The following is a 19255-nucleotide window of genomic DNA, read 5'->3' as shown; positions in this document are numbered from 1 at the left end:
CCGACCTGCCGTCCGCCCGCTGCCAGCGCCCCGGTCGCGGCGGGAGCCGGTGACCGGCGGTCGACGGATCAGTGCTTGCGGGTCCCCACCGAGCGGCGCAGGCGGCGTACCGCGGAGGCCAGTTCCGCGGCGCGCGCGGGGGTCGGTGTGCCGTTGACGGTGCTCGGCTCCGGGGTGTCGGTGTCGGTCGCCGCCACGGCCCACAGGGCGAGTTCGGCGTCCCGCGGGCCGAATGCGAGGTGCGGTTCACCCTCGCCGAAGATTTGGACGGGATGTTGGGAGTCCCACGGCCGCCAACCCGGATCCCCCGTGTCGGCGAACCGCACCCAGGCCCCGTGCATGGCGTCGCACAGCTCCTCGGGCGCGCCCTCGCCGGCGAGCTTCGCCGAGTCCGGGACGTGCCCCGTGTCGAAGACGAACCCGAGTTCCAGGGCGTGGCAGGCCCCGAGGCCGGGCAGGTTGGAGGGCCAGGCGAACTCGTAGACGTACGACGATCCGGGACGCGCGTCCGCCAGCCGGTGCAGCGGGCGGCGCAACAGATGGTCCGTGACCATCTGGCCGACGATCTCGGCGGTGCCGGCCTCGGGATGCAGCGCGCGGTAGCCGCGCGGCACCTCGTGGCCGCAGTGGCAGCGGGCCATGGCCCCGGCGAGCGCCACCGGCCCGAGCCGGTCCACATGGTCCATGAGACCGCCCGGCACCAGCCACAGCCGGTACTCGTCGCGGGTCCAGCCCATGAGCAGGTCGACGCCGGCCGCGGCCCGGCCCTCCACCAGGGCCTCCAGCGGATCGCGCGGGACGATGTCGCCGTCGACGACGATCCCGAACGCGGGACCGCCCAGGACCGGGCTGCTGCGCCGTCCCACCTCGGCCTGGGTGCGCAGCAGCAGGTCGCGGTCGACGGCGGCGAAGGCCTCGGCGGTGGCGGGGACCTTGAGCCGGGCCGCCATACGGCGGACCATCCGCCGTACCTTGTCGCGTTCCGCGGCCTCCGGCGGTCCGCTCTGCAGCACGGCACGGCGGACGAGGCCCTGGGCGCCCGGCGCGGCTATCAGCGCACCGATGCTGATGGCCCCGGCCGACTGTCCGGCCAGGGTGATCCGGCCCGGGTCGCCGCCGAAGGCCGCGATCGACTCGTACACCCATTCGAGCGCGGCCAGCTGGTCACGGAGGCCGGGGTTGGGGGGCGAGTCGGGGAACAGTCCGTAGCCCTCGACGCCGAGCCGGTAGTTGACCGAGACGAGGACGACGCCGTCGCGGGCGAAGCCATGGCCGTCGTACACCGGCACGGACGACGATCCCCTGGTCAGGGCGCCGCCATGCAGCCACACCAGGACGGGGAGCCGGGCCGCGGGGCCGGGCTGCGGGGTCCAGACGTTCAGATTGAGACAGTCCTCGCCGCCCACGAAGGGATCGGAGAGGTAGTGGGCGAACACCTCGGAGTACGGCGGTTTCGGCGCGGTCGGCCCGAAGGCGCCCGCGTCGCGCACACCGTCCCAGGGCTCGGGCGGCTCGGGCGGCAGGAAGCGGCGGGGCCCGAAGGGCGGGGCGGCGTACGGGATGCCGCGGAACACCGCGACCTCACGCTCGTACCTGCCGCGGACCGCCCCGTAGGGGGTTCTGACCACGGGGTCCGCCCGGTCCTCCGCCATCCGCCCACCAGCTCCTCCCGCGCTCGCGTTCGCACACCGGTAAATGCAGAGCATCACATCGGCTCCGGGTATTCCTGTACACGGGGCGAACGGGAGGCCGTTCGGGTGACGGACGCTCTGCCCGCACACGCGTGCACGGCTGCGGAGCCAATCGGACGGGCGCCGATCCCTCGTTCGAAGTTTCGAAAGTCCCACCGACCGCGATTCCGTGAATTCCCATGTCTTCACGCCGAGTTGAGCCGCACTTATCGTAGGAAGCGCTTTCTGTGGTCGCAACTTTCGATGGTCCCCGTGCGGGCCGGAGAGGCGGATTCGGCGATGGCGGGTTCAGCGGTGGCGGGTTCGGCGACGGCACGTGCGGGGGGTGCGAGCGTGACGGCCGGTCCGACGCTGGCCGTGGTGGCCCGCGAGGCCGGGGTGTCGGTGCCGACGGCGTCGAAGGTCGTCAACGGCCGCGAGGACGTGGCGCCGGAGACCCGTCGCCGGGTCACCGAGGCACTGGACCGGCTGGGTTATGTGCGCAGACCCCGCTTCGACACGGCAAAGGCACCGGGGCTGGTCGACCTCGTCGTGCACTCGCTGGACAGTTCCTGGTCGGGCGCCGTGCTGCACGGGGTGGAGGAGGCGGCGCACGAGGCGGGCCTTGAGGTCGTGGTCTCGGCCGGGCTCACCCGGACCCGGGCGGGCCGCCCGGAGCGCGGCTGGCTGGACAAGCTGACGGCACGCGGCTCGTCGGGGGTGCTGTTCAACCTGGCCGAGCTGTCCCCGGCGCAGTACGCCTGGCTCGACCACCATCGCATCCCGTACGTGATGATCGACCCGGCGCACGAACCGCCGCCGGGCGCGGTGTCGGTCGGCGCGGCGAACTGGCAGGGCGGGGTGACCGCGACCGAGCACCTGCTGACGCTGGGACACGAGCAGGTCGCGGTGATCACCGGGCACCGGCGCACGATGTGCGGCAGCGCCCGGGTGGCCGGCTACCGGTCCGCGCTCGCCTCGGCCGGGGTGCGGCCGCATGCGGAGTACGTGCGGCACGCGGGCTTCGACGAGGCCACCGCCCGGCTGCGCATGCTGGAACTGCTGGACCTGTCCGAGCCCCCGACGGCCGTGTTCGTCTGCTCGGACCGGATGGCCCTCGGGGTGTACACGGCGCTGGCCGAACGGGGGCTGCGGGTGCCGGACGACATCAGCGTGGTCGGTTTCGACGACCTGCCCGAGGCCCGCTGGGTCACCCCGGCGCTGACCACGATCCGCCAGCCGCTGTCGGAGATGGCGGCGGCGGGCCTGCGCCTGCTGGTGCGGATGATGCAGGGCGAGCGCCCGGAGGGGACGCGTACGGAACTGTCGACCCGCCTGGTCCGACGGGCGAGCACGGCCGCGCGGCCCACGGGGACGGGCGCATGACCCGGTCCCGTCACCCACTCGACTCGGCGTCGACGAGGCGGACGGTCCGACGTCGAGCACGGCAGACCTCTCCGGAGTCACTCCCCGGCGAGCGGGCCCCGAGCGGACGCGCGCCGCGCAGGGGGCCCCGCTGCGCACACATGCCCCTCGGGGTGATCCCCGCCTCCCGGCTGAGCCCGCTGCTCACCCGGCGTCTGGGGGTGCGCGGCCGTGGGTCGCGGGGCTGCTGATGCTCGGCGCCGGTCTGACCGTCCTGTCCCACCTGGACGGCACCAGCACGTACGGGCGCCTCGCCGCCGGTCTGACTCCGCTGGGCGCCGGTCTGGGGCTGGCGATGCCCCCGGCGACCACCGCCATCACCGACGCCCTGCCCAAGGAACTGCAGAATGTCGGCTCCGCCGTCAACGACCTGGCAGGCGAACTCGGCGGCGCCCTGGGTATCGCCGTGCTCGGCAGCCTTCTGACCGCCGCCTACCGCAGCGACCTCCACCCGACCGGCGTCCCGCCGCGGGTCGCCGAAGCGGCCGAGTCGTCGCTGGCGGGCGCCGCCGCGGGCGGCACGGTCCTGCACCAGGCTCAGACCGCGTTCATCACCGGCCTGCGCACCGCCCTGCTCGCCGCCGCCGTCACCGCCGTCGCCGTGGCGATCCTGTTGCGCCGCAGCCCCGGGACTCATCGCGGATCCGGACAAGGTGGCGATCCTCAATCAGAAGTGGCGTACGAATGTTCCACAGGAAGGCGGCATTTCACTTGGGGTGGCTCTCTTGAACGGGGGCAGCGGCGCCCCTAGCCTCAGCCGGAATGAATGCCATCCCCCCACTCCTGGACCACCTCGTCCTGGCAACGCCCGACCTCGCGGCGACGGTCGCCGAGTTCACCGAGCGGACCGGTGTGGTACCCGCTCCCGGTGGTGTGCACGTCGAGCTCGGCACCCGTAACTACCTGGTGTCGCTGGGCAGTTCCAGCTATCTGGAGATCATCGGGCCGGACCCGGAGCAGGAGACCCCGTCGGACCTGCACGCCTTCGGGGTCGACGGGCTGACCGGACCGCGCACGGTGACCTGGGCGATCAGCCCGCCCGACCTGGACGCGGCGATCGCGACGGCCCGGGAGCGGGGGTTCGACCCAGGTCCCACGTACCCGATGAGCCGCCGCGCCCCCGGCGGGACCCTGTTGGAGTGGCGGCTGACCTACACCGCGCACCCCTCGGGGCTGGTGCCGTTCCTGATCGACTGGGGTCGTTCCGTCCACCCGTCCGCGTCGGGGCTGCCCGTCACGCCCCTGGTGGAGGTCTCGGCCACCGCCCCTGACCCGGACGAGATCCGTGCCCCGTTGACCGCCCTGGGCACCGAACTCCGCCTCAGCGAGGGGCCGGTGGGGATCGCCTTCACCGTGAAGACGCCCAAGGGACCCGTGACCTTCGACTAGCCGGACGGGCTCGCGCGGATCACCGCCTGGTCTCCCCGGGGCCCGAACAGGTGCAGGATCTCCACGGCGTTCGGGCCCGCCGGGCCGAACCAGTGCGGCTCCCTGGTGTCGAACTCGGCCACTTCGCCGGGGCGCAGCGTGAAGTCGCGTTCCCCGAGGACGATACGCAACTCGCCCGCGAGGACGTAGAGCCACTCGTAGCCGTCGTGGGTCACCAGCTTCGGTTCGCGGGGCGACAGGACCTGCTTGAACACCTGCACCCGGCCCGGGTACTGGGTCAGCGGCACCAGGACGCTGCCCCGGCCGTGACGCTGGGGCTTGAGGTGCACGCGCGGGTCGCCGGTGGCGGGTGCGGCCACCAGTTGGTCGAGTGCGACACGGTGCGCACGCGCGAGCGGGATGAGCAGGTCGAGGGTCGGGCGCCGTCTGCCGGATTCGAGCCGGGACAGCGTGCTGACGGAGATCCCGGTCGTCGCCGCGAGGTCCTCCAGCGTGAGTCCGCGGTCGCGGCGGAGGGTGCGCAGCCGGGGGCCGATGCCGTCGATTATCTGTTCCACTTCCGCGTCCACGGAGTCCAGTTTTGCAGCCTTCGCAAGAACGCTGGGCCGTGGTGGTGGTCCGGTCGGACGCTTGCCGGGCTGATGCTCCCGGACGTGAGAGGCAGACCGTGACCACGACGACACATCCTGTTCAGCCGCCCCTTCTGAGCGCGCGCAGACGCTGGACGGTGCTGGCCGTCTGCTGTTTGAGCATGTTCCTGGTGGGTCTGGACACCACCATCGTGAACGTGGGTCTGCCCGCCATCGGGCGCGGCCTGGACGTCGGGACACGCGGTCTGGAGTGGACCGTGGACGCCTACACCCTCGTCCTGGCCGGTCTGCTGATCTCCTCGGGCGCACTGGCGGACCGGTTCGGACGCCGGCGGGTGTTCCAGAGCGGGCTGGTCGTGTTCGGCACGGCCTCGCTGGTCTGCGCGGTGGCACCCACGGCGGGCGCGCTCATCGCGGCCCGTGCCGTGCAGGGGATCGGCGCCTCGATGCTGAGTCCCGTGGCTCTGGCGATCGTGGTGAACGCGATGCCGGACCCGAGGGAGCGAGCGCAGGCGATCGGCGTCTGGGCCTCGGTCTTCGGGCTGAGCATGGCCGCCGGTCCCGTCACGGGCGGCGCTCTCCTGGCGGGGTTCGGCTGGCGGTCGCTGTTCTGGATCAACGCGCCGGTCGTGGTGGCCACCCTCGTGCTCAGTGCGGTATTCGTACCGGAGTCCCGGGCGGCGCAGCGGGTGCGGCGGCTCGACGTCCCGGGTCAGGCTCTGCTGACCGTGGTCATCGGCGTCTCGGTCGGTGTGCTCATCGAGGGGCCGCACATCGGCTGGACGTCGCCCGTGGCGCTGACCGCGTACGCGCTCGCCGCCCTGGCGACGCTGCTGTTCATACGGGTCGAATCCCGCCGGCCCGAGCCACTGATGGATCTGGCGCTGTTCCGGCATCCGGCGTTCACCGGCGCGGTCCTCGGCGCCGTCGCGGTCTTCGTCGCCCTGAACGTGACGCTGCTGCTCAACACCCTCTATCTGCAGCAGGCCAGGGGGTGGACACCCTTGGCCGCGGGGACGGCGACCTTGCCGATGGCGATCGCGGCAACTGTCTGCGCGCCTCTGTCCGGACGTCTGGTCGGCCGCGTCGGGCCACGGCTCCCGCTCGTCCTGGCCGGCGCCTTCCTCACGGCGGGCGGCCTGTGCCTGGTCGGGCTCGGCCGGAACACGAGTGTGTTCCTCCTCCTGTCGGCCTACGCCCTCATCGGCGTCGGTTTCGGTTTCGCCAACGCCCCCATCACCAACACCGCGGTGAGCGGGCTGCCGCCGAGCCGGGCCGGCGTCGCCGGGGCAATCACCTCCACCGCCCGCCAGTTCGGCTCCGCGCTCGGCATCGCCCTGGCAGGCGGCCTGGTCGCGGGCACCGCCCCGGCGGGGCTCGCCCACGCCTCCCGTCCCGGCTGGATCCTGGTCGCAGGCTGCGGGCTGTTGCTGTTCGCGATGGCACGAGGAATGAAGCGCAAGGAATGACGTGTAAGGAATGTCGCGCGAGGAATGACGCGCGAGCACGGCCCGACCCATCGCGCCGGCCGCGGGCCCCTCGCGTCCGATTCCTTCAAGACCACGCACCGCCACCCCGCCTACGGTGACCGTATGACTCCACGATTCGCCGTGATCGGCGTGGTGGCCTCCGACCTGGCCGCCTCGCTCGCCTTCTACCGCCGTCTCGGGCTCGTCTTCCCCGAGGGCGCCGAGGACCAGCCGCATGTCGAGGCCGAACTGCCCGGTGGGCTCACCCTTGCCCTGGACACCGAGGCAACCGTCCGTTCCTTCCACCCCGCATGGCAGCCACCGGCGGGCGGGGGCCGGGTGGGGCTCGCCTTCCGGTGCGGGTCACCCGCCGAGGTCGACAGCGTGTACGAGGACCTGGTGGGCGCCGGTCACCACGGCGAACTCAAGCCGTGGGACGCCTTCTGGGGCCAGCGGTACGCCACCGTTCACGACCCCGACGGCAATGGCGTCGACCTCTTCGCACCGCTACCGACCGCCGACTAGCCGCCCCAACGGCACACCCGCCAACTCCTTCACGTCCCGCGCCAGATGGGGCTGGTCCGCGTAACCGGCACGGACCGCGGTCTCCGCGAACGGCACACCGGAGCGGGCCAGCGCGAGCGCCCGCTGCAATCGCAGGATCCGGGCCAGGGTCTTGGGGCCGTAGCCGAAGGCGGCCAGGCAGCGGCGGTGCAACTGGCGTGCGCCCAGGCCGAGTTCGTCGGCGGTCGTGGCCACCGGGCGGCCCGCGTCCAGAGCCGTGACCAGCCTCCGCAGCAGGGGGTCGGGCGGGTCCAGGTCCGCCGCCCGCTCCAGCGCGCTCTCCTCCAGGGCCGTCGCCGGGTCCGCCGCCGCGTCGATCCGGGCGCGCAGGCGTCGTACCTCCCGGGCCGGCCACAGGTCGGCCAACTCCACGCGGCGGTCGCGGAGTTCGGCGGCCGGTACGCCCAGGAAGGCGGGCGCGGTGCCGGGGTGGAAGCGCAGGCCCACCCAGCGCGCGGCGGGGCCTTCGGGGACGTACGCGCGGGTGTCCGGGCCCGAGACCAGCAGCCGTCCCTCGCTCCACAGCAGGTCCATGCAGCCGTCGGGCAGGACCGGCAGGACGGCGGGGTCCTCCAGGGTGCGGCGCCACACCACGGCGCCGGTCAGCCGGGACGCCCGCTCCTCGTACACGTACGCCAGGCTACGCCGCCCGTGTCCGGTGCTCCTGCGGGCTGACGCCGTACACCCGTTTGAACGCGCTGGAGAGGGCGAACGCGCTGCCGTAGCCGACCTCGCGGGCGATGGCGCCGATGGTGTCCTCGCTGTCGCGCAGGCGGTCGGCGGCGAGCGCGAGGCGCCAGCCGGTGAGGTAGGACATTGGGGGTTCGCCGACCAGTTCGGTGAAGCGTCGGGCGAGCGCCGCGCGGGAGACTCCGGCCTTGGCGGCGAGGGACGCCACGGTCCAGGGGTGCGCCGGGTCGTTCTGCAGCAGCCTCAGCACCCGGCCGACCACCGGATCCGCGAGCGCCCGGTACCAGGCGGGGGCCGCCGCCTCCGGGCGGGAGAACCAGGCCCGCAGCGCGGCGATGACCAGCAGGTCGAGAAGGCGGTCGAGGACGACCTCCTGGCCCGGTTCGTCGCGCACGATCTCCTCCATGAGGAGCGGGGTGAGCGGGCACTGCCACACGTCGGTGGTGAGGGAGAGCAGCGGCGGGAGCGCGTCCAGCAGACGGCCGCTGATCTCGCCCTGCATGAGGTACGTGCCGATGAGCATGACCGTGGAGCCGTCGAGTCGGTCGCCCCAGGTTCGTACGCCCAGGTCCATAGAGCCCTGCAGGGAGGTTCCGTCGGGGTAGCGGCACTCGCCGCCCGGCAGGATCAGCGCCTGGGGAGCGGTGTCCGGGGCGTCGGCGCAGGTGTACGGGTCCGGGCCGCGCGTTATGGCCAGGTCGCCGCTCCTCAGCCGCACCGGCTCGCCGCCGGCGTCGGGCAGGACCCAGGAGTCGCCGCGGACCATGAGCATGATCGTGAGCGGGGCGCGGTCCTCCACCCGTACGGCCCAGGGCGGGTCGAAGCACGCCCGGATCATGAAGGCGCCACGTGCGCGTGGGCCCTCCAGCAGGCCCGCGAGAGCGTCCATGGGGTCAGCGTAGACGGGCGCTTATGGGAATGAGCCGTTCAGCGATGGCTGCCCGGGGTGGGCGGGAGTTGACTCGACGGCATGACACAGAACGCATCGCGGGCACGGAAGCAGACACAGGACATGACCGTGGTGGTGACGGGCGCGTCGGGTCGTACCGGGCGCCGGGTGGCGGATGCCGCGCGGGCGGTGGGGCTGACCGTGCGGGAGGCCACGCGGGCGCGGGGCTTCGACTGGCAGGACCGGTCGACCTGGGCGGACACGCTGCGGGACGCCGACGGGGCGTATCTGGTGTACCCGTCGGACGTGGGCTCTCCGGAAGCGGCCCTGGCGGTGGGACTGCTCGCGCACGAGGCGGTCTCCCTCGGGGTACGGCGGCTGGTCCTGCTGTCGTCACGGGGCGAGGAGATGGCGCGGCCGACCGAGGAGGCGCTGCGGGAGTCGGGGGCGGACTGGACGGTCGTACGGTCCGCGTGGTTCGCACAGAACTTCAGCGAGGGGCCGCTGGTGGAGGGGCTGCGGGAGACCGGCGAGCTGATCTTCCCGGGCGGCGAGGTGCATGAGCCCTTCGTCGACGTACGGGACGTCGCGGACGTGGTGGTGGCGGTGCTTAGCGCACCCGACGACCGCTACGTCGGCCAAGCCCTGGCCGTCACCGGCCCCCGCCTGCTGACCTTCGGCGAGGCGATCGCGGAGATCTCGGCGGCAACGGGCCGCGAGCTGACCTACCGCCCGGTGCGGCCCCGCGAGTACGGCGAACACCTGGCAGGCTTCGGCGTACCGCCCGAGGAGGTCGACTTCCTGGTAGACCTGTTCGATTCCCTGCTCGACGGCCGCAACGCCTACCTCACGGACGGCGTACGCGAGGTACTGGGCCGCAGCCCGCGAGACTTCACGGACTTCGCCAGGGAGGCCGCGGCGGCGGGCGCATGGAAGCGGTGACGAACGGCTGCGCCCACCGCCACCCCGGGCGGGAGCCCCGGAGCCGACCCCTCGAAGGCGTCACCTGTCCTGGTGTGAGCCGTCCCTGTTCGGTTTGTGTGTGTGGTGGGTGCTCTTCACGTGGGTGCGGAGGCGGGCCGTCACGTCCTCCGGAGGGAGGAAACGGGACCAGCGTTCCGGGAACTCCGACGGCATGTCGGGGTCGTCGGGGTCGGCCTCGCGGGCCGCGGCCACGCGGGCCACGTACTCGGCGACCTCCGCCTCCCGGAGGCGTTCGTTCGCGGCGCGGGCCGCCGCCGTGGCGGCGGCCGGCCAGACGCGGTCGATAGCGGCGTTCATCGCGGCGCCGACCAGCACCGCGAACGCGGACACACCGATCCACAGGAGCACGGCGACCGCCGCGGCGAGGGAGCCGTAGATCGTGGCGCCCTCGATGGTGTTCGTGAGGTAGATGCGCAGCAGGAAGCTGCCCAGGACCCACATCGCGAGGGCGACCAGCGCGCCGGGCACGTCCTCGATCCACGGGGAGCGGACCGGCACGGACACGTGGTACAGCGTCGTCAGGAAGACGATCGACAGGATGATCACGACGGGCCAGTACAGGACCTGTACGACCGTCTCCGACCACGGCACGATCCGCACCACCGCGTCCGGCCCCGCCACCATCAGCGGCAGCGCCACCGAGCCGATCAGCAGCGCCACGATGAACAGCAGGAACGCCATGATCCGGGTCTTGACGATGCCCCGGACGCCGTCGAGCCCGTACATCACGGTGATCGTGTCGATGAAGACGTTCACCGCGCGCGAGCCCGACCACAGGGCGAACAGGAAGCCGATGGAGATGACGTCGGGCCGGCCGCCCTTCATCACGTCGTGCAGGATCGGCTCCGCGATCTCCCGCACGCCCTTGTCGGACAGCACGGTGCGCGACGCCTCCAGGAGGTTGTTCTCCAGGCTGGCGATGGTGTCGGCGCCGGTCCAGGCGTCGACGTAACCGAGCAGCCCGATCAGGCTGAGCAGCAGGGGCGGCACGGACAGCAGCGTGAAGAACGCCGCCTCGGCGGCGAGGCCGAGGATGCGGTACTCCATGCACGAGTCCACCGTGTCCTTCAGCAGCAGCCAGGCGGTCCTGCGCTTGGAGACGTTCCGGTAGAGGGCTCGGGCCCGGTGGAGCCGACCGGCCGGCTGCTCGGGGGGTTCGCTTGCTGGCTGCACGACCTAAAGGTATCCGTCGTGCCGCACCGTCCTCACCTTCCGGGGTGATCACCGCACAGCTCCGGCGGGCAGTGGCCGGAGCGGACGCGTCCGGTCCGGCCACTGTGTCAGTCTGGTGACCACCGCCGTCGTCCCCGGGGTAGGTTCGCAGACATGGCACGCACCACCACCCACACCGTGACGAACCAGGCTCCGCCGCTGGTCGGATACGACGTCTTCGGCGCCGACCGCGCCCTGGTGGAGGCCGTCGAGCGGCACACCGACGCCGCCGTGCTGGACGAGGTGCTCGACGAGCTGTCCGCGCTGGGCAGGAGCTCGGGCTCGGCGCAGGTGCAGGAGTGGGGGGTGCAGGCGAACGAGAACCCGCCCCGGCTGCGCACGCACGACCGGTACGGCAACCGGATAGACGAGGTCGACTTCCACCCGGCCTGGCACCGGCTGCTCGGCAAGGGACTCGCGGCCGGGCTGACCGCCGCCTGGGTGCGTCCGGCCGGGCATGTGCGCCGGGCCGCCGGGTTCCTGGTCTGGACGCAGGCCGAGGCGGGCAACGGCTGCCCGCTGTCGATGACACACGCGGCGGTGCCCGCGCTGCGCACCGACCCGGAGCTGGCCGCCGAATGGGAGCCGCTGCTGACCTCCACCCTGTACGAGCGCGAGCTGCGGCCGGCCCGGCAGAAGGCCGGGGTGGTGTTCGGGATGGGCATGACCGAGAAGCAGGGCGGCAGTGACGTTCGCGCGAACACGACCGCCGCGCGGCCGCTGGCCGAGGCCGGGACGTACGAGCTGACCGGGCACAAGTGGTTCTGCTCGGCGCCGATGTCGGACGGCTTCCTGGTGCTCGCGCAGGCGCCCGGCGGGCCGACCTGTTTCCTCGTGCCGCGGGTGCTGGCGGACGGCACGCGCAACACGTTCCTCATCCAGCGGCTCAAGGACAAGCTGGGCAACCGGTCCAACGCCTCCGCGGAGGTCGAGTTCGACGGGACCTGGGCGCGCCGGGTGGGCGAGGAGGGGCGCGGGGTGCGGACCATCATCGGGATGGTGGCGGCGACCCGGCTGGACTGTGTGCTCGGCTCGGCGGGGCTGATGCGGCAGGCGGTGGCGCAGGCGGTGCACCACTGCACGCACCGCGCGGCGTTCGGCGGGAAGCTGGTGGACAAGCCGCTGATGCGCAACGTCCTGGCGGACCTGGCGCTGGAGTCGGAGGCGGCGACGGCCCTCGGGCTGCGGCTGGCGGCCGCCTACGACGACGGGGGCGAGCAGGAACGGGCGTTCCTGCGGCTGGCGGTGCCGGCCGCCAAGTACTGGGTGACCAAGCGCTGTGCTCCGGTGGCGGTGGAGGCGGCCGAGTGCCTGGGCGGCAACGGCTACGTCGAGGAGAGCGGGATGCCCCGGCTGGTGCGCGAGTCGCCGCTCAACTCCATCTGGGAGGGCGCCGGAAACGTCCAGGCACTGGATGTGCTGCGGGCGCTCCAGCGGGAGCCGGATGCCTTCAACGCCTATCTCCTGGAGGTGGGCCGGGCGCGCGGCGCCGACCACCGTCTCGACGCGGCCGTGAAGAATCTGCTGGCCGAACTGGGCGACCTGGAGGGCGTCGAGGGGCGGGCCCGGCGGCTGGTGGAGCGCATGGCGCTGGTGCTGCAGGGGTCGCTGCTGGTGCGGTACGCGCCGCCGGAGGTCGCCGACGCGTTCTGTGCGTCCCGGCTGGGCGGCGACTGGGGCGCGTCGTTCGGGACGCTGCCGTACTCGCTGGATCTGGCGTCGGTGGTGAACCGGGCCCGGCCAGTGGGCTGAGCTGCGGGAACGGGTCGCGGGGGTGATGCTGCGCCGACACGGCACCACCCCCGCTTCACGGCCCCCGTTCGAGGCCACGAACGCCGCTCGGGACGGCGCTGCTCAAGTTTCAGACACCCTCGGCCCGTTCACCAGGGTTGCAAGGGGTTGCAACTTGTTGGCATATATGCGCGGAGCATTCCCCTCCACCGCGCCCGAAACGGCACTATGAGACCAGTAGTCGGACCGGAAACCGCCGCCCGGACGGCTTGACACTCATGTGTTCGCAAGTGCTCCCGGGAGGATCCCAGTGGCGAACCCGCCGATGAACGTGGCACAGCTCGCGGCCGTCGACGTGGCACAGACGGCTCGGTTGCTCAGCGAGGTGCGCGAGGCCGCACTCGCCGGTCAACGTGCGCGGATGGCACCCCGCCCCGTGATCGGGCAGTCGTGGGGGCGGATGCTGCGCAACGGGGTGGATCCGGACCATGACGTCAGATCGGGGCTGCTCGGTCCCGAGGAGGTGCGGCGCAGACGGGAGGAGTCACCGCTGCGGCATGTCCTGCCGGTGCTGCGGGAGGGTCTGCTTTCGGTCGCCGACATCGCCCACCACATCATGGTGGTCGCCGACGCGGACGGCAGGGTGCTGTGGCGCGAGGGCAGTTCGCCCGTGCTGCGCAAGGCGGACGGGATCGGTTTCGAACTGGGCGCGGACTGGCGGGAGGACGTCGTCGGCACCAACGGCGTGGGCACCGCGGCCGTGGTGCGCAAGCCCGTCCAGGTCTTCGCCGCCGAGCACTTCGCCCGGTCGCACACCTCCTGGACCTGTGCGGGCGCCCCGATCACCGACCCCCGGGACGGCAGGCTGCTCGGTGTGGTCGACATCAGCGGCGCGCTGGAGACGATGCATCCGGCCACCCTCGCCTGGGTCGACTCGGTGGCGAAACTCGCCGAGGCGCGGCTTCGGGAGCAGCATCTGACCTCGCTGGAGCGGCTGCGCGCGGTGGCGGCGCCGGTGCTGGCGCGGCTGGCCGGGCAGGCGCTGGCGGTGGACCGGGACGGCTGGACGGCGGCGGTCACGGGGATGCCGTACGTACGGCGCCTCGCGCTGCCCAAGTCGATGTCGGCGGGCCGCCGGTGGCTGCCGGCGTTCGGTCTGTGCGCGGTGGAACCGCTGGCCGGGGGCTGGCTGGTGCGCGCGGTGGACGAGCCGCCGGCGTCGGACGCCTCCCGGGTCGTGCTGGATCTGACGCAGCCGCGCCGCTGGTCGGTGTCCGTCTCCGGCGGTGCGGGCACCTGGTCCCGTGAACTCAGCCCCCGGCACGCCGAGTTGCTCTATCTGCTGGCGATGCGCCGCTCGGGGCGCAGTGCGGCGGGGCTGGCCGAGGACATGTTCGGTGACCCGTCCCGTACGGTGACGGTACGTGCGGAGATGTCGCGGATCCGGCGGTATCTGGGGGCGTTCCTGGAACACCGGCCGTATCGTTTCTGCGAGGGCGCCGAAGTCGAGGTGCTGCTGCCCGAGGACCCCCGTGACCTGTTGCCGCACTCGACGGCACCGGCGGTCACACAGCGGTGGGCGGCCACGCACACGCCGTAAGAGGGTACCGCCGGGGGCATATGCCGTGTACCGATTCGGCACATCCGGGGGGCATCTTCCGCATATTTGCAGGGTCTTCTGCCTCTGTCGCACCTTGCTGCCGTAGCATCCCCTCTACGGGCCTCCCCACCTGCTCCTCGGTCAACGTACGGACCACCAGGCGCAGTTGGCTCGCCGAGGAGGAAGCATGAAGCAACGCGGCAGACATCGCCGGCGCAGGCGGGGCCGCGCCCTGCGCGCGTTCCTGACCGGAACCGCCCTCGCGCTCACCGCGGCCGCCACCATGATCAGCGCCTCGCAGGCCACGGTCGCCGACAGCCCGGGCGCGCTCAAGCCGATAACCTCCTCCGCCGAGACCCGGCCGCTGCGGCTCCAGGAGCAACTGGTGCCGCAGGGCACGCTCGACCGGCTGGCCGGCTCGATGGGCCGCCCGGTCGGCGTCTCCGCCGTACTGAAGGGCGCCGACCGTGCCCTGCTCGACGCCGCCGACTGCACCTCCGCCGCACGGGAGTCGCTGCCGGTCGCGCCGCGGGCCGCGCACGCGTACTGCTGGGACCCCTCCGACACCGCCGACCCGGACTGGCGTCCGGCCTCGGTGACCACCTCCGGGGACGCCGACGACGACGGCGTCTGGGGCGAGAAGCGGGTGATCCTGTCCGGCTGGACGCACAGCGTAAGGACCGGCCCCGCCACCGAGCGGGGACTGGCCCGGGTCGCCTTCGTCGACGCCGACGACCCCGCCCGCCTCGCCTACAGCTGGGTCCTGCTCGTGGTCCCCACCGCCGACGGCCGCGACTACCGGGGCCTGGCCTCGACTGTCTCCGGCATGGTCTGGTACCAGGACAAACTGCTGGTCACAGCCGGTACGGGGAGGTCCGAGGCGCTCTATGTCTACGACCTGGACCGCATCCAGCGCACCACCGTCGACGGTCCGTCGATCGGCCGGGTGGCGGGCGGCTGGTCGGCCGACGGCTACCGGTATGTGATGCCCGCGGTGGGCACGTACCGCTTCCCCGCCGGACGCTGCGGCACGGACGGGCCGCCCTGCCCCGGCGGTCTCTCCCTGGACCGCGGATCGGCGCCCGACAGTCTCGCGCTGAGCGAGTGGACCCCGCCCCACGGCGACCGGCACGCCCGGCTGTGGCGCTACGCCTTCAGCGGCGACCCCGCCCGCGGCGGTCTGCTCGCCGCGGACCCCGCGGGGCGGGTGGATGCGGTCGAGGCCTTCGAGACCCGGGCGGCCGGGATCCGGGGCGTACTGGCCTACCACCCGCCCGGGACGACACGGACCTCCTGGTACGTCGGACGCCCGGCCGATTCCCCGGACGGCCGCGGCAGCCTGTGGCGCCAGGACACCTCGGGAGCGAAGGCCGCCCACTGCGGCTCGGACGCCACACACCACTGCTGGACCGAGGGCGCGGGCGCGCTCTCCTACTGGCAGGAGACCGGCGAGGTGTGGTCGCTGTCGCACCGGATGCTCTTCTCCGTCCCACTGAGCTCGATCGACAGTTCGCTGGGGTAGATGGTTCCCTGGCCTGCATGAGCAGCATCACCGTGACCACCTGGTCCCTGGAACAGACGTCCCCGGCCGACCTCCTCCCCGCCGCCGCTCCCGACGGCGACGTCCGGATCGTCCGCTCCGAGGTGCCCTCCCCCGAGTTCAGCCGCTTCCTCTACGCCTCGGTCGGCGGCGACATCCTCTGGACCGACCGTCTCGGCTGGAGCTACGCCCAGTGGCAGGAGCACCTGGACCGGCCGGGCGTGGAGACCTGGGTGGCCCACGACCGCGGCACCCCCGCCGGCTACGTCGAGCTCGACCCCCAGGACGACGGCGCCGTGGAGATCGTCTACTTCGGTCTCATCCCCGCGTTCCGGGGCCGGCGCATCGGCGGCCATCTGCTCTCGTACGGGGCGGCCCGGGCCTGGGACCTGGCGGAGCGCTGGCCGCAGCGCGTCCCGACCAAGCGGGTGTGGCTGCACACCTGCAGCAAGGACGGCGAGTTCGCGATGGACAACTACCAGCGGCGGGGCTTCAAGCTGTTCGACACCAAGGTCGAGCCGGAGCAGGAGCAGCCCACCCCGGGTCCCTGGCTCGGCGCATACCCGGTCTGACCTGCATCGACAAGACCCCGCACCAGCCATGTGATCGACGACACCCTTGTCTCGCATACCGAGACAAGGGTGTCCACATGACGGACGAAGCTGGACTGAGTCCAGATTGCCATGCCACGCTTCCGTCATGTCTGGAACTGGAATTGCCTTGGTGAGTCGGCGGCACGTCGACCTCGGCCGCATGTCCAGCGCCATCTGTCCGGCGAGCTGACAGCCCCAGCACCGCCGAGTTCCCTGACATTCCCCGCCTCCTGCGCAGCGCCGCGCACGTATGCCCGCATGTGCCCATACGCGCAGGTCAGAGCCGCTTTCCGCCTGTCCCGAAGGACGTAGAACCATGGCCGCCACGCCACAGAACCCTGCCGCCTCCGCGCCCCGCCGCAAGGTGAGCCGTCACCGCGGCGAGGGTCAGTGGGCCGCGGGTCACTTCACCCCGCTCAACGGCAACGAACAGGTCAAGAAGGACGACGACGGTCTCAATGTGCGGACACGCATTGAGACGATCTACTCCAAGCGTGGCTTCGACTCCATCGACCCCAGCGATCTGCGCGGGCGTATGCGCTGGTGGGGGCTGTACACCCAGCGGCGCCCCGGGATCGACGGCGGCAAGACCGCGATCCTGGAGCCGGAGGAGCTGGACGACGAGTACTTCATGCTGCGGGTGCGGATCGACGGCGGTGCGCTGACCACCCGGCAGCTGCGGGTCATCGGTGAGGTCTCCCAGGAGTTCGCGCGCGGCACCGCGGACATCACCGACCGGCAGAACGTGCAGTACCACTGGATCCGGATCGAGGACGTCCCCGCGATCTGGGAGCGGCTGGAGGGCGTGGGCCTGTCCACCGTCACCGCCTGCGGCGACACACCGCGTGTGATGATCGGCTCGCCGGTCGCGGGCATCGCCGAGGACGAGATCATCGACGCCACGCCCGCACTGGAGGAGATGAAGCGCCGCGTCCTGAACAACAAGGCGTACTCCAACCTCCCCCGCAAGTTCAAGACGGCCATCTCGGGGTCGCCGCTGCTGGACGTGGTGCACGAGATCAACGACGTCGCGTTCGTCGGTGTGCGTCACCCCGAGCACGGACCGGGTTTCGACGTATGGGTCGGCGGCGGTCTGTCCACCAACCCCAAGCTGGGCGTTCGGCTCGGCGCCTGGGTGCCCATCGACGAGGTGCCGGACGTCTACGAGGGCGTCATCTCGATCTTCCGTGACCACGGCTACCGCCGACTGCGCAACCGGGCCCGGCTGAAGTTCCTCGTCGCCGACTGGGGCGCGGAGAAGTTCCGGCAGGTGCTGGAGGACGAGTACCTCGGCGGACGCAAGCTGATCGACGGACCCGCTCCCGAGCAGCCCGTCCAGCAGTGGCGCGACCACATCGGTGTGCACCGGCAGCAGGACGGCCGGTACTACGTCGGCTTCGCCCCGCGGGTCGGCCGCGTCGACGGCGCCACGCTCACGAAGATCGCCGACCTGGCCGAGGCCCACGGTTCGGGCCGGGTGCGCACCACCGTCGAGCAGAAGATGATCGTCCTCGATGTCGAGGAGGGGCAGGTCGACTCGCTCGTCGAGGGCCTGGAGGCGCTGGACCTCACCGCCCGGCCGTCCTCGTTCCGGCGCGGCACGATGGCCTGCACCGGCATCGAGTTCTGCAAGCTCGCCATCGTCGAGACCAAGCAGCGCGGCGCGCAGCTGATCGACGAACTGGAGCGCCGACTGCCGGACTTCGACGAGCCCCTCACCATCAACCTCAACGGCTGCCCGAACGCCTGTGCCCGTATCCAGGTGGCGGACATCGGTCTCAAGGGCCAGCTCGTCGTGAACGACCAGGGCGAGCAGGTCGAGGGCTACCAGGTGCACCTCGGTGGCGCGCTGGGACTGGAGGCCGGGTTCGGCCGCAAGGTCCGCGGTCTGAAGGTCACCTCGGACGAACTGCCCGACTACATCGAGCGGGTGCTGAAGCGCTTCCAGGCCGAGCGCGAGGAAGACGAGCGGTTCGCCACCTGGGCCGCGCGCGCTTCAGAGGAGGCCCTGTCGTGAGCGAGCGGGCCGCACCCTTCTACTGCCCCTACTGCGGCGACGAGGACCTGCGTCCCGGCGAGCAGGGCCACGGCGCCTGGGAATGCGCGGCCTGCAACCGCGCATTCCAGCTGAAGTTCCTCGGGCTGCTGGCCCGGGGGGTTCAGCGAGCCGACAACGGAGGGGATCGGACATGACGACGGCTCAGGAAGAGCGCACGGCCGAGGAGTTGAAGGCGCTGGCCGAGCGGGCCGGGCGCGAGCTGGAGGACGCCTCCGCGCTGGAGATCCTCCAGTGGGCGGCGGACACCTTCGGCAAGCGCTTCTGCGTGACCTCCTCCATGGAGGACGCGGTGGTCGCGCATCTCGCCTCCCGCGCGATGAAGGGCGACAGCCTTGTCGACGTAGTCTTCCTCGACACCGGCTACCACTTCCCCGAGACCATCGGCACCCGTGACGCGGTCGAGGCCGTGATGGACGTCAACGTCATCACGCTCACGCCGCGTCAGACGGTGGCCGAGCAGGACGCGGAGTACGGCCCGAAGCTGCACGACCGCGACCCGGACCTGTGCTGCAGGCTGCGCAAGGTCCAGCCGCTGGAGGAGGGCCTGAAGGACTACCAGGCCTGGGCGACCGGCCTGCGCCGCGACGAGTCCCCGACCCGGGCGAACACCCCGGTCGTCGGCTGGGACGAGAAGCGCCGGAAGGTCAAGATCTCCCCCATCGCCCGCTGGACACAGGAGGACGTGGACGCGTACGTCGCCGAACACGGCGTACTGACCAACCCCCTGCTGATGGACGGCTACGCCTCCGTGGGCTGCGCCCCCTGCACCCGCCGCGTCCTGGAGGGCGAGGACGCGCGGGCCGGCCGCTGGGCGGGCCGGGCCAAGACCGAGTGCGGGCTGCACGGCTGA

The 19255-nt window shown here is 72.1% G+C and carries 19 protein-coding genes; 14 read left to right on the top strand and 5 right to left on the bottom strand.

All coding sequences use genetic code 11. The features are described from left to right. Window positions 1-68: 68 nt before the first annotated feature. Window positions 69-1652, bottom strand: a complete 1584-nt coding sequence (locus tag AB0I54_RS05085; protein ID WP_363294497.1) for a carboxylesterase family protein — start codon at window positions 1650-1652, stop codon at window positions 69-71. Window positions 1653-1970: 318 nt separating this feature from the next. Here AB0I54_RS05085 and AB0I54_RS05080 point away from each other — a divergent pair, with 318 nt between their 5' ends. From AB0I54_RS05080 to AB0I54_RS05070, 3 genes are all read left to right on the top strand, one after another. Next, a complete protein-coding gene (locus AB0I54_RS05080; protein ID WP_363294496.1) occupies window positions 1971-3056 on the top strand; it encodes a substrate-binding domain-containing protein in 1086 nt (361 codons plus the stop codon). Window positions 3057-3285: 229 nt separating this feature from the next. After that, complete coding sequence (locus AB0I54_RS05075) at window positions 3286-3846, top strand: hypothetical protein (protein ID WP_363294495.1); 561 nt, start codon at window positions 3286-3288, stop codon at window positions 3844-3846. 11 nt (window positions 3847-3857) lie between these two features. Then, on the top strand, window positions 3858-4484 hold the full coding sequence (locus AB0I54_RS05070) for a VOC family protein (RefSeq protein WP_363294494.1): 627 nt from the start codon (window positions 3858-3860) through the stop codon (window positions 4482-4484). Here AB0I54_RS05070 and AB0I54_RS05065 read toward each other — a convergent pair. Then, entirely contained in the window at window positions 4481-5053 is a 573-nt protein-coding gene (locus AB0I54_RS05065) for an XRE family transcriptional regulator (RefSeq protein WP_363294493.1), read from the bottom strand. The genes AB0I54_RS05070 and AB0I54_RS05065 overlap by 4 nt on opposite strands. Window positions 5054-5091: 38 nt before the next feature. Here AB0I54_RS05065 and AB0I54_RS05060 point away from each other — a divergent pair, with 38 nt between their 5' ends. Together AB0I54_RS05060 and AB0I54_RS05055 are read left to right on the top strand one after the other, a co-directional pair. After that, the gene (locus AB0I54_RS05060; protein ID WP_363294978.1) at window positions 5092-6543 is read left to right on the top strand and encodes an MFS transporter; all 1452 of its coding nucleotides are present in this window, start codon (window positions 5092-5094) and stop codon (window positions 6541-6543) included. A gap of 123 nt (window positions 6544-6666) precedes the next feature. Next, window positions 6667-7068 carry a VOC family protein gene (locus AB0I54_RS05055; protein ID WP_363294492.1) on the top strand — a complete coding sequence of 134 codons (402 nt, stop codon included), beginning with the start codon at window positions 6667-6669 and terminating at the stop codon, window positions 7066-7068. On the opposite strand, the gene AB0I54_RS05050 is transcribed toward AB0I54_RS05055, so the two are convergent. Next, the gene (locus AB0I54_RS05050) at window positions 7051-7737 is read right to left on the bottom strand and encodes a helix-turn-helix transcriptional regulator (protein WP_363294491.1); all 687 of its coding nucleotides are present in this window, start codon (window positions 7735-7737) and stop codon (window positions 7051-7053) included. The two genes, AB0I54_RS05055 and AB0I54_RS05050, sit on opposite strands and share 18 nt — an antisense overlap. 10 nt (window positions 7738-7747) lie before the next feature. Continuing rightward, window positions 7748-8686, bottom strand: a complete 939-nt coding sequence (locus AB0I54_RS05045) for an AraC family transcriptional regulator (RefSeq protein ID WP_363294490.1) — start codon at window positions 8684-8686, stop codon at window positions 7748-7750. A gap of 81 nt (window positions 8687-8767) precedes the next feature. On the opposite strand from AB0I54_RS05045, the gene AB0I54_RS05040 reads away from it, so the two are divergent. Then, window positions 8768-9628 carry an NmrA family NAD(P)-binding protein gene (locus AB0I54_RS05040; protein WP_363294489.1) on the top strand — a complete coding sequence of 287 codons (861 nt, stop codon included), beginning with the start codon at window positions 8768-8770 and terminating at the stop codon, window positions 9626-9628. Between the two features lie 60 nt (window positions 9629-9688). Here AB0I54_RS05040 and AB0I54_RS05035 read toward each other — a convergent pair whose 3' ends face one another. Beyond that, on the bottom strand, window positions 9689-10843 hold the full coding sequence (locus AB0I54_RS05035) for a YihY/virulence factor BrkB family protein (RefSeq protein ID WP_363294488.1): 1155 nt from the start codon (window positions 10841-10843) through the stop codon (window positions 9689-9691). A 153-nt stretch (window positions 10844-10996) separates the two neighbouring features. Here AB0I54_RS05035 and AB0I54_RS05030 point away from each other — a divergent pair, with 153 nt between their 5' ends. From AB0I54_RS05030 to AB0I54_RS04995, 8 genes are all read left to right on the top strand, one after another. Next, a complete protein-coding gene (locus AB0I54_RS05030; RefSeq protein WP_363294487.1) occupies window positions 10997-12634 on the top strand; it encodes an acyl-CoA dehydrogenase family protein in 1638 nt (545 codons plus the stop codon). A gap of 289 nt (window positions 12635-12923) precedes the next feature. After that, window positions 12924-14213, top strand: coding sequence for a GAF domain-containing protein (locus tag AB0I54_RS05025; RefSeq protein WP_363294486.1), 1290 nt, complete (start codon window positions 12924-12926; stop codon window positions 14211-14213). Between the two features lie 187 nt (window positions 14214-14400). Beyond that, entirely contained in the window at window positions 14401-15735 is a 1335-nt protein-coding gene (locus AB0I54_RS05020; RefSeq protein ID WP_363294485.1) for a hypothetical protein, read from the top strand. A gap of 17 nt (window positions 15736-15752) precedes the next feature. After that, complete coding sequence (locus AB0I54_RS05015) at window positions 15753-16325, top strand: GNAT family N-acetyltransferase (protein ID WP_363294484.1); 573 nt, start codon at window positions 15753-15755, stop codon at window positions 16323-16325. A gap of 127 nt (window positions 16326-16452) precedes the next feature. Next, window positions 16453-16536: a putative leader peptide gene (locus AB0I54_RS05010; RefSeq protein WP_309486338.1), complete on the top strand. Its 84-nt coding sequence runs from the start codon at window positions 16453-16455 to the stop codon at window positions 16534-16536. A 126-nt stretch (window positions 16537-16662) separates the two neighbouring features. Then, window positions 16663-18363 carry a nitrite/sulfite reductase gene (locus AB0I54_RS05005; protein ID WP_363294483.1) on the top strand — a complete coding sequence of 567 codons (1701 nt, stop codon included), beginning with the start codon at window positions 16663-16665 and terminating at the stop codon, window positions 18361-18363. Beyond that, window positions 18360-18539 (top strand): hypothetical protein, encoded by a 180-nt coding sequence (locus AB0I54_RS05000; protein WP_363294482.1) that lies wholly within the window; start codon window positions 18360-18362, stop codon window positions 18537-18539. The genes AB0I54_RS05005 and AB0I54_RS05000 overlap by 4 nt, the downstream gene beginning before the upstream one ends. After that, window positions 18536-19255 carry a phosphoadenylyl-sulfate reductase gene (locus tag AB0I54_RS04995; protein WP_363294481.1) on the top strand — a complete coding sequence of 240 codons (720 nt, stop codon included), beginning with the start codon at window positions 18536-18538 and terminating at the stop codon, window positions 19253-19255. Before AB0I54_RS05000 ends, AB0I54_RS04995 begins: the two co-directional genes overlap by 4 nt.

It is taken from the genome of Streptomyces sp. NPDC050625, assembly GCF_040654755.1.
Classification (GTDB): domain Bacteria; phylum Actinomycetota; class Actinomycetes; order Streptomycetales; family Streptomycetaceae; genus Streptomyces.
This window is presented reverse-complemented; position numbering and strand designations above follow the sequence as displayed.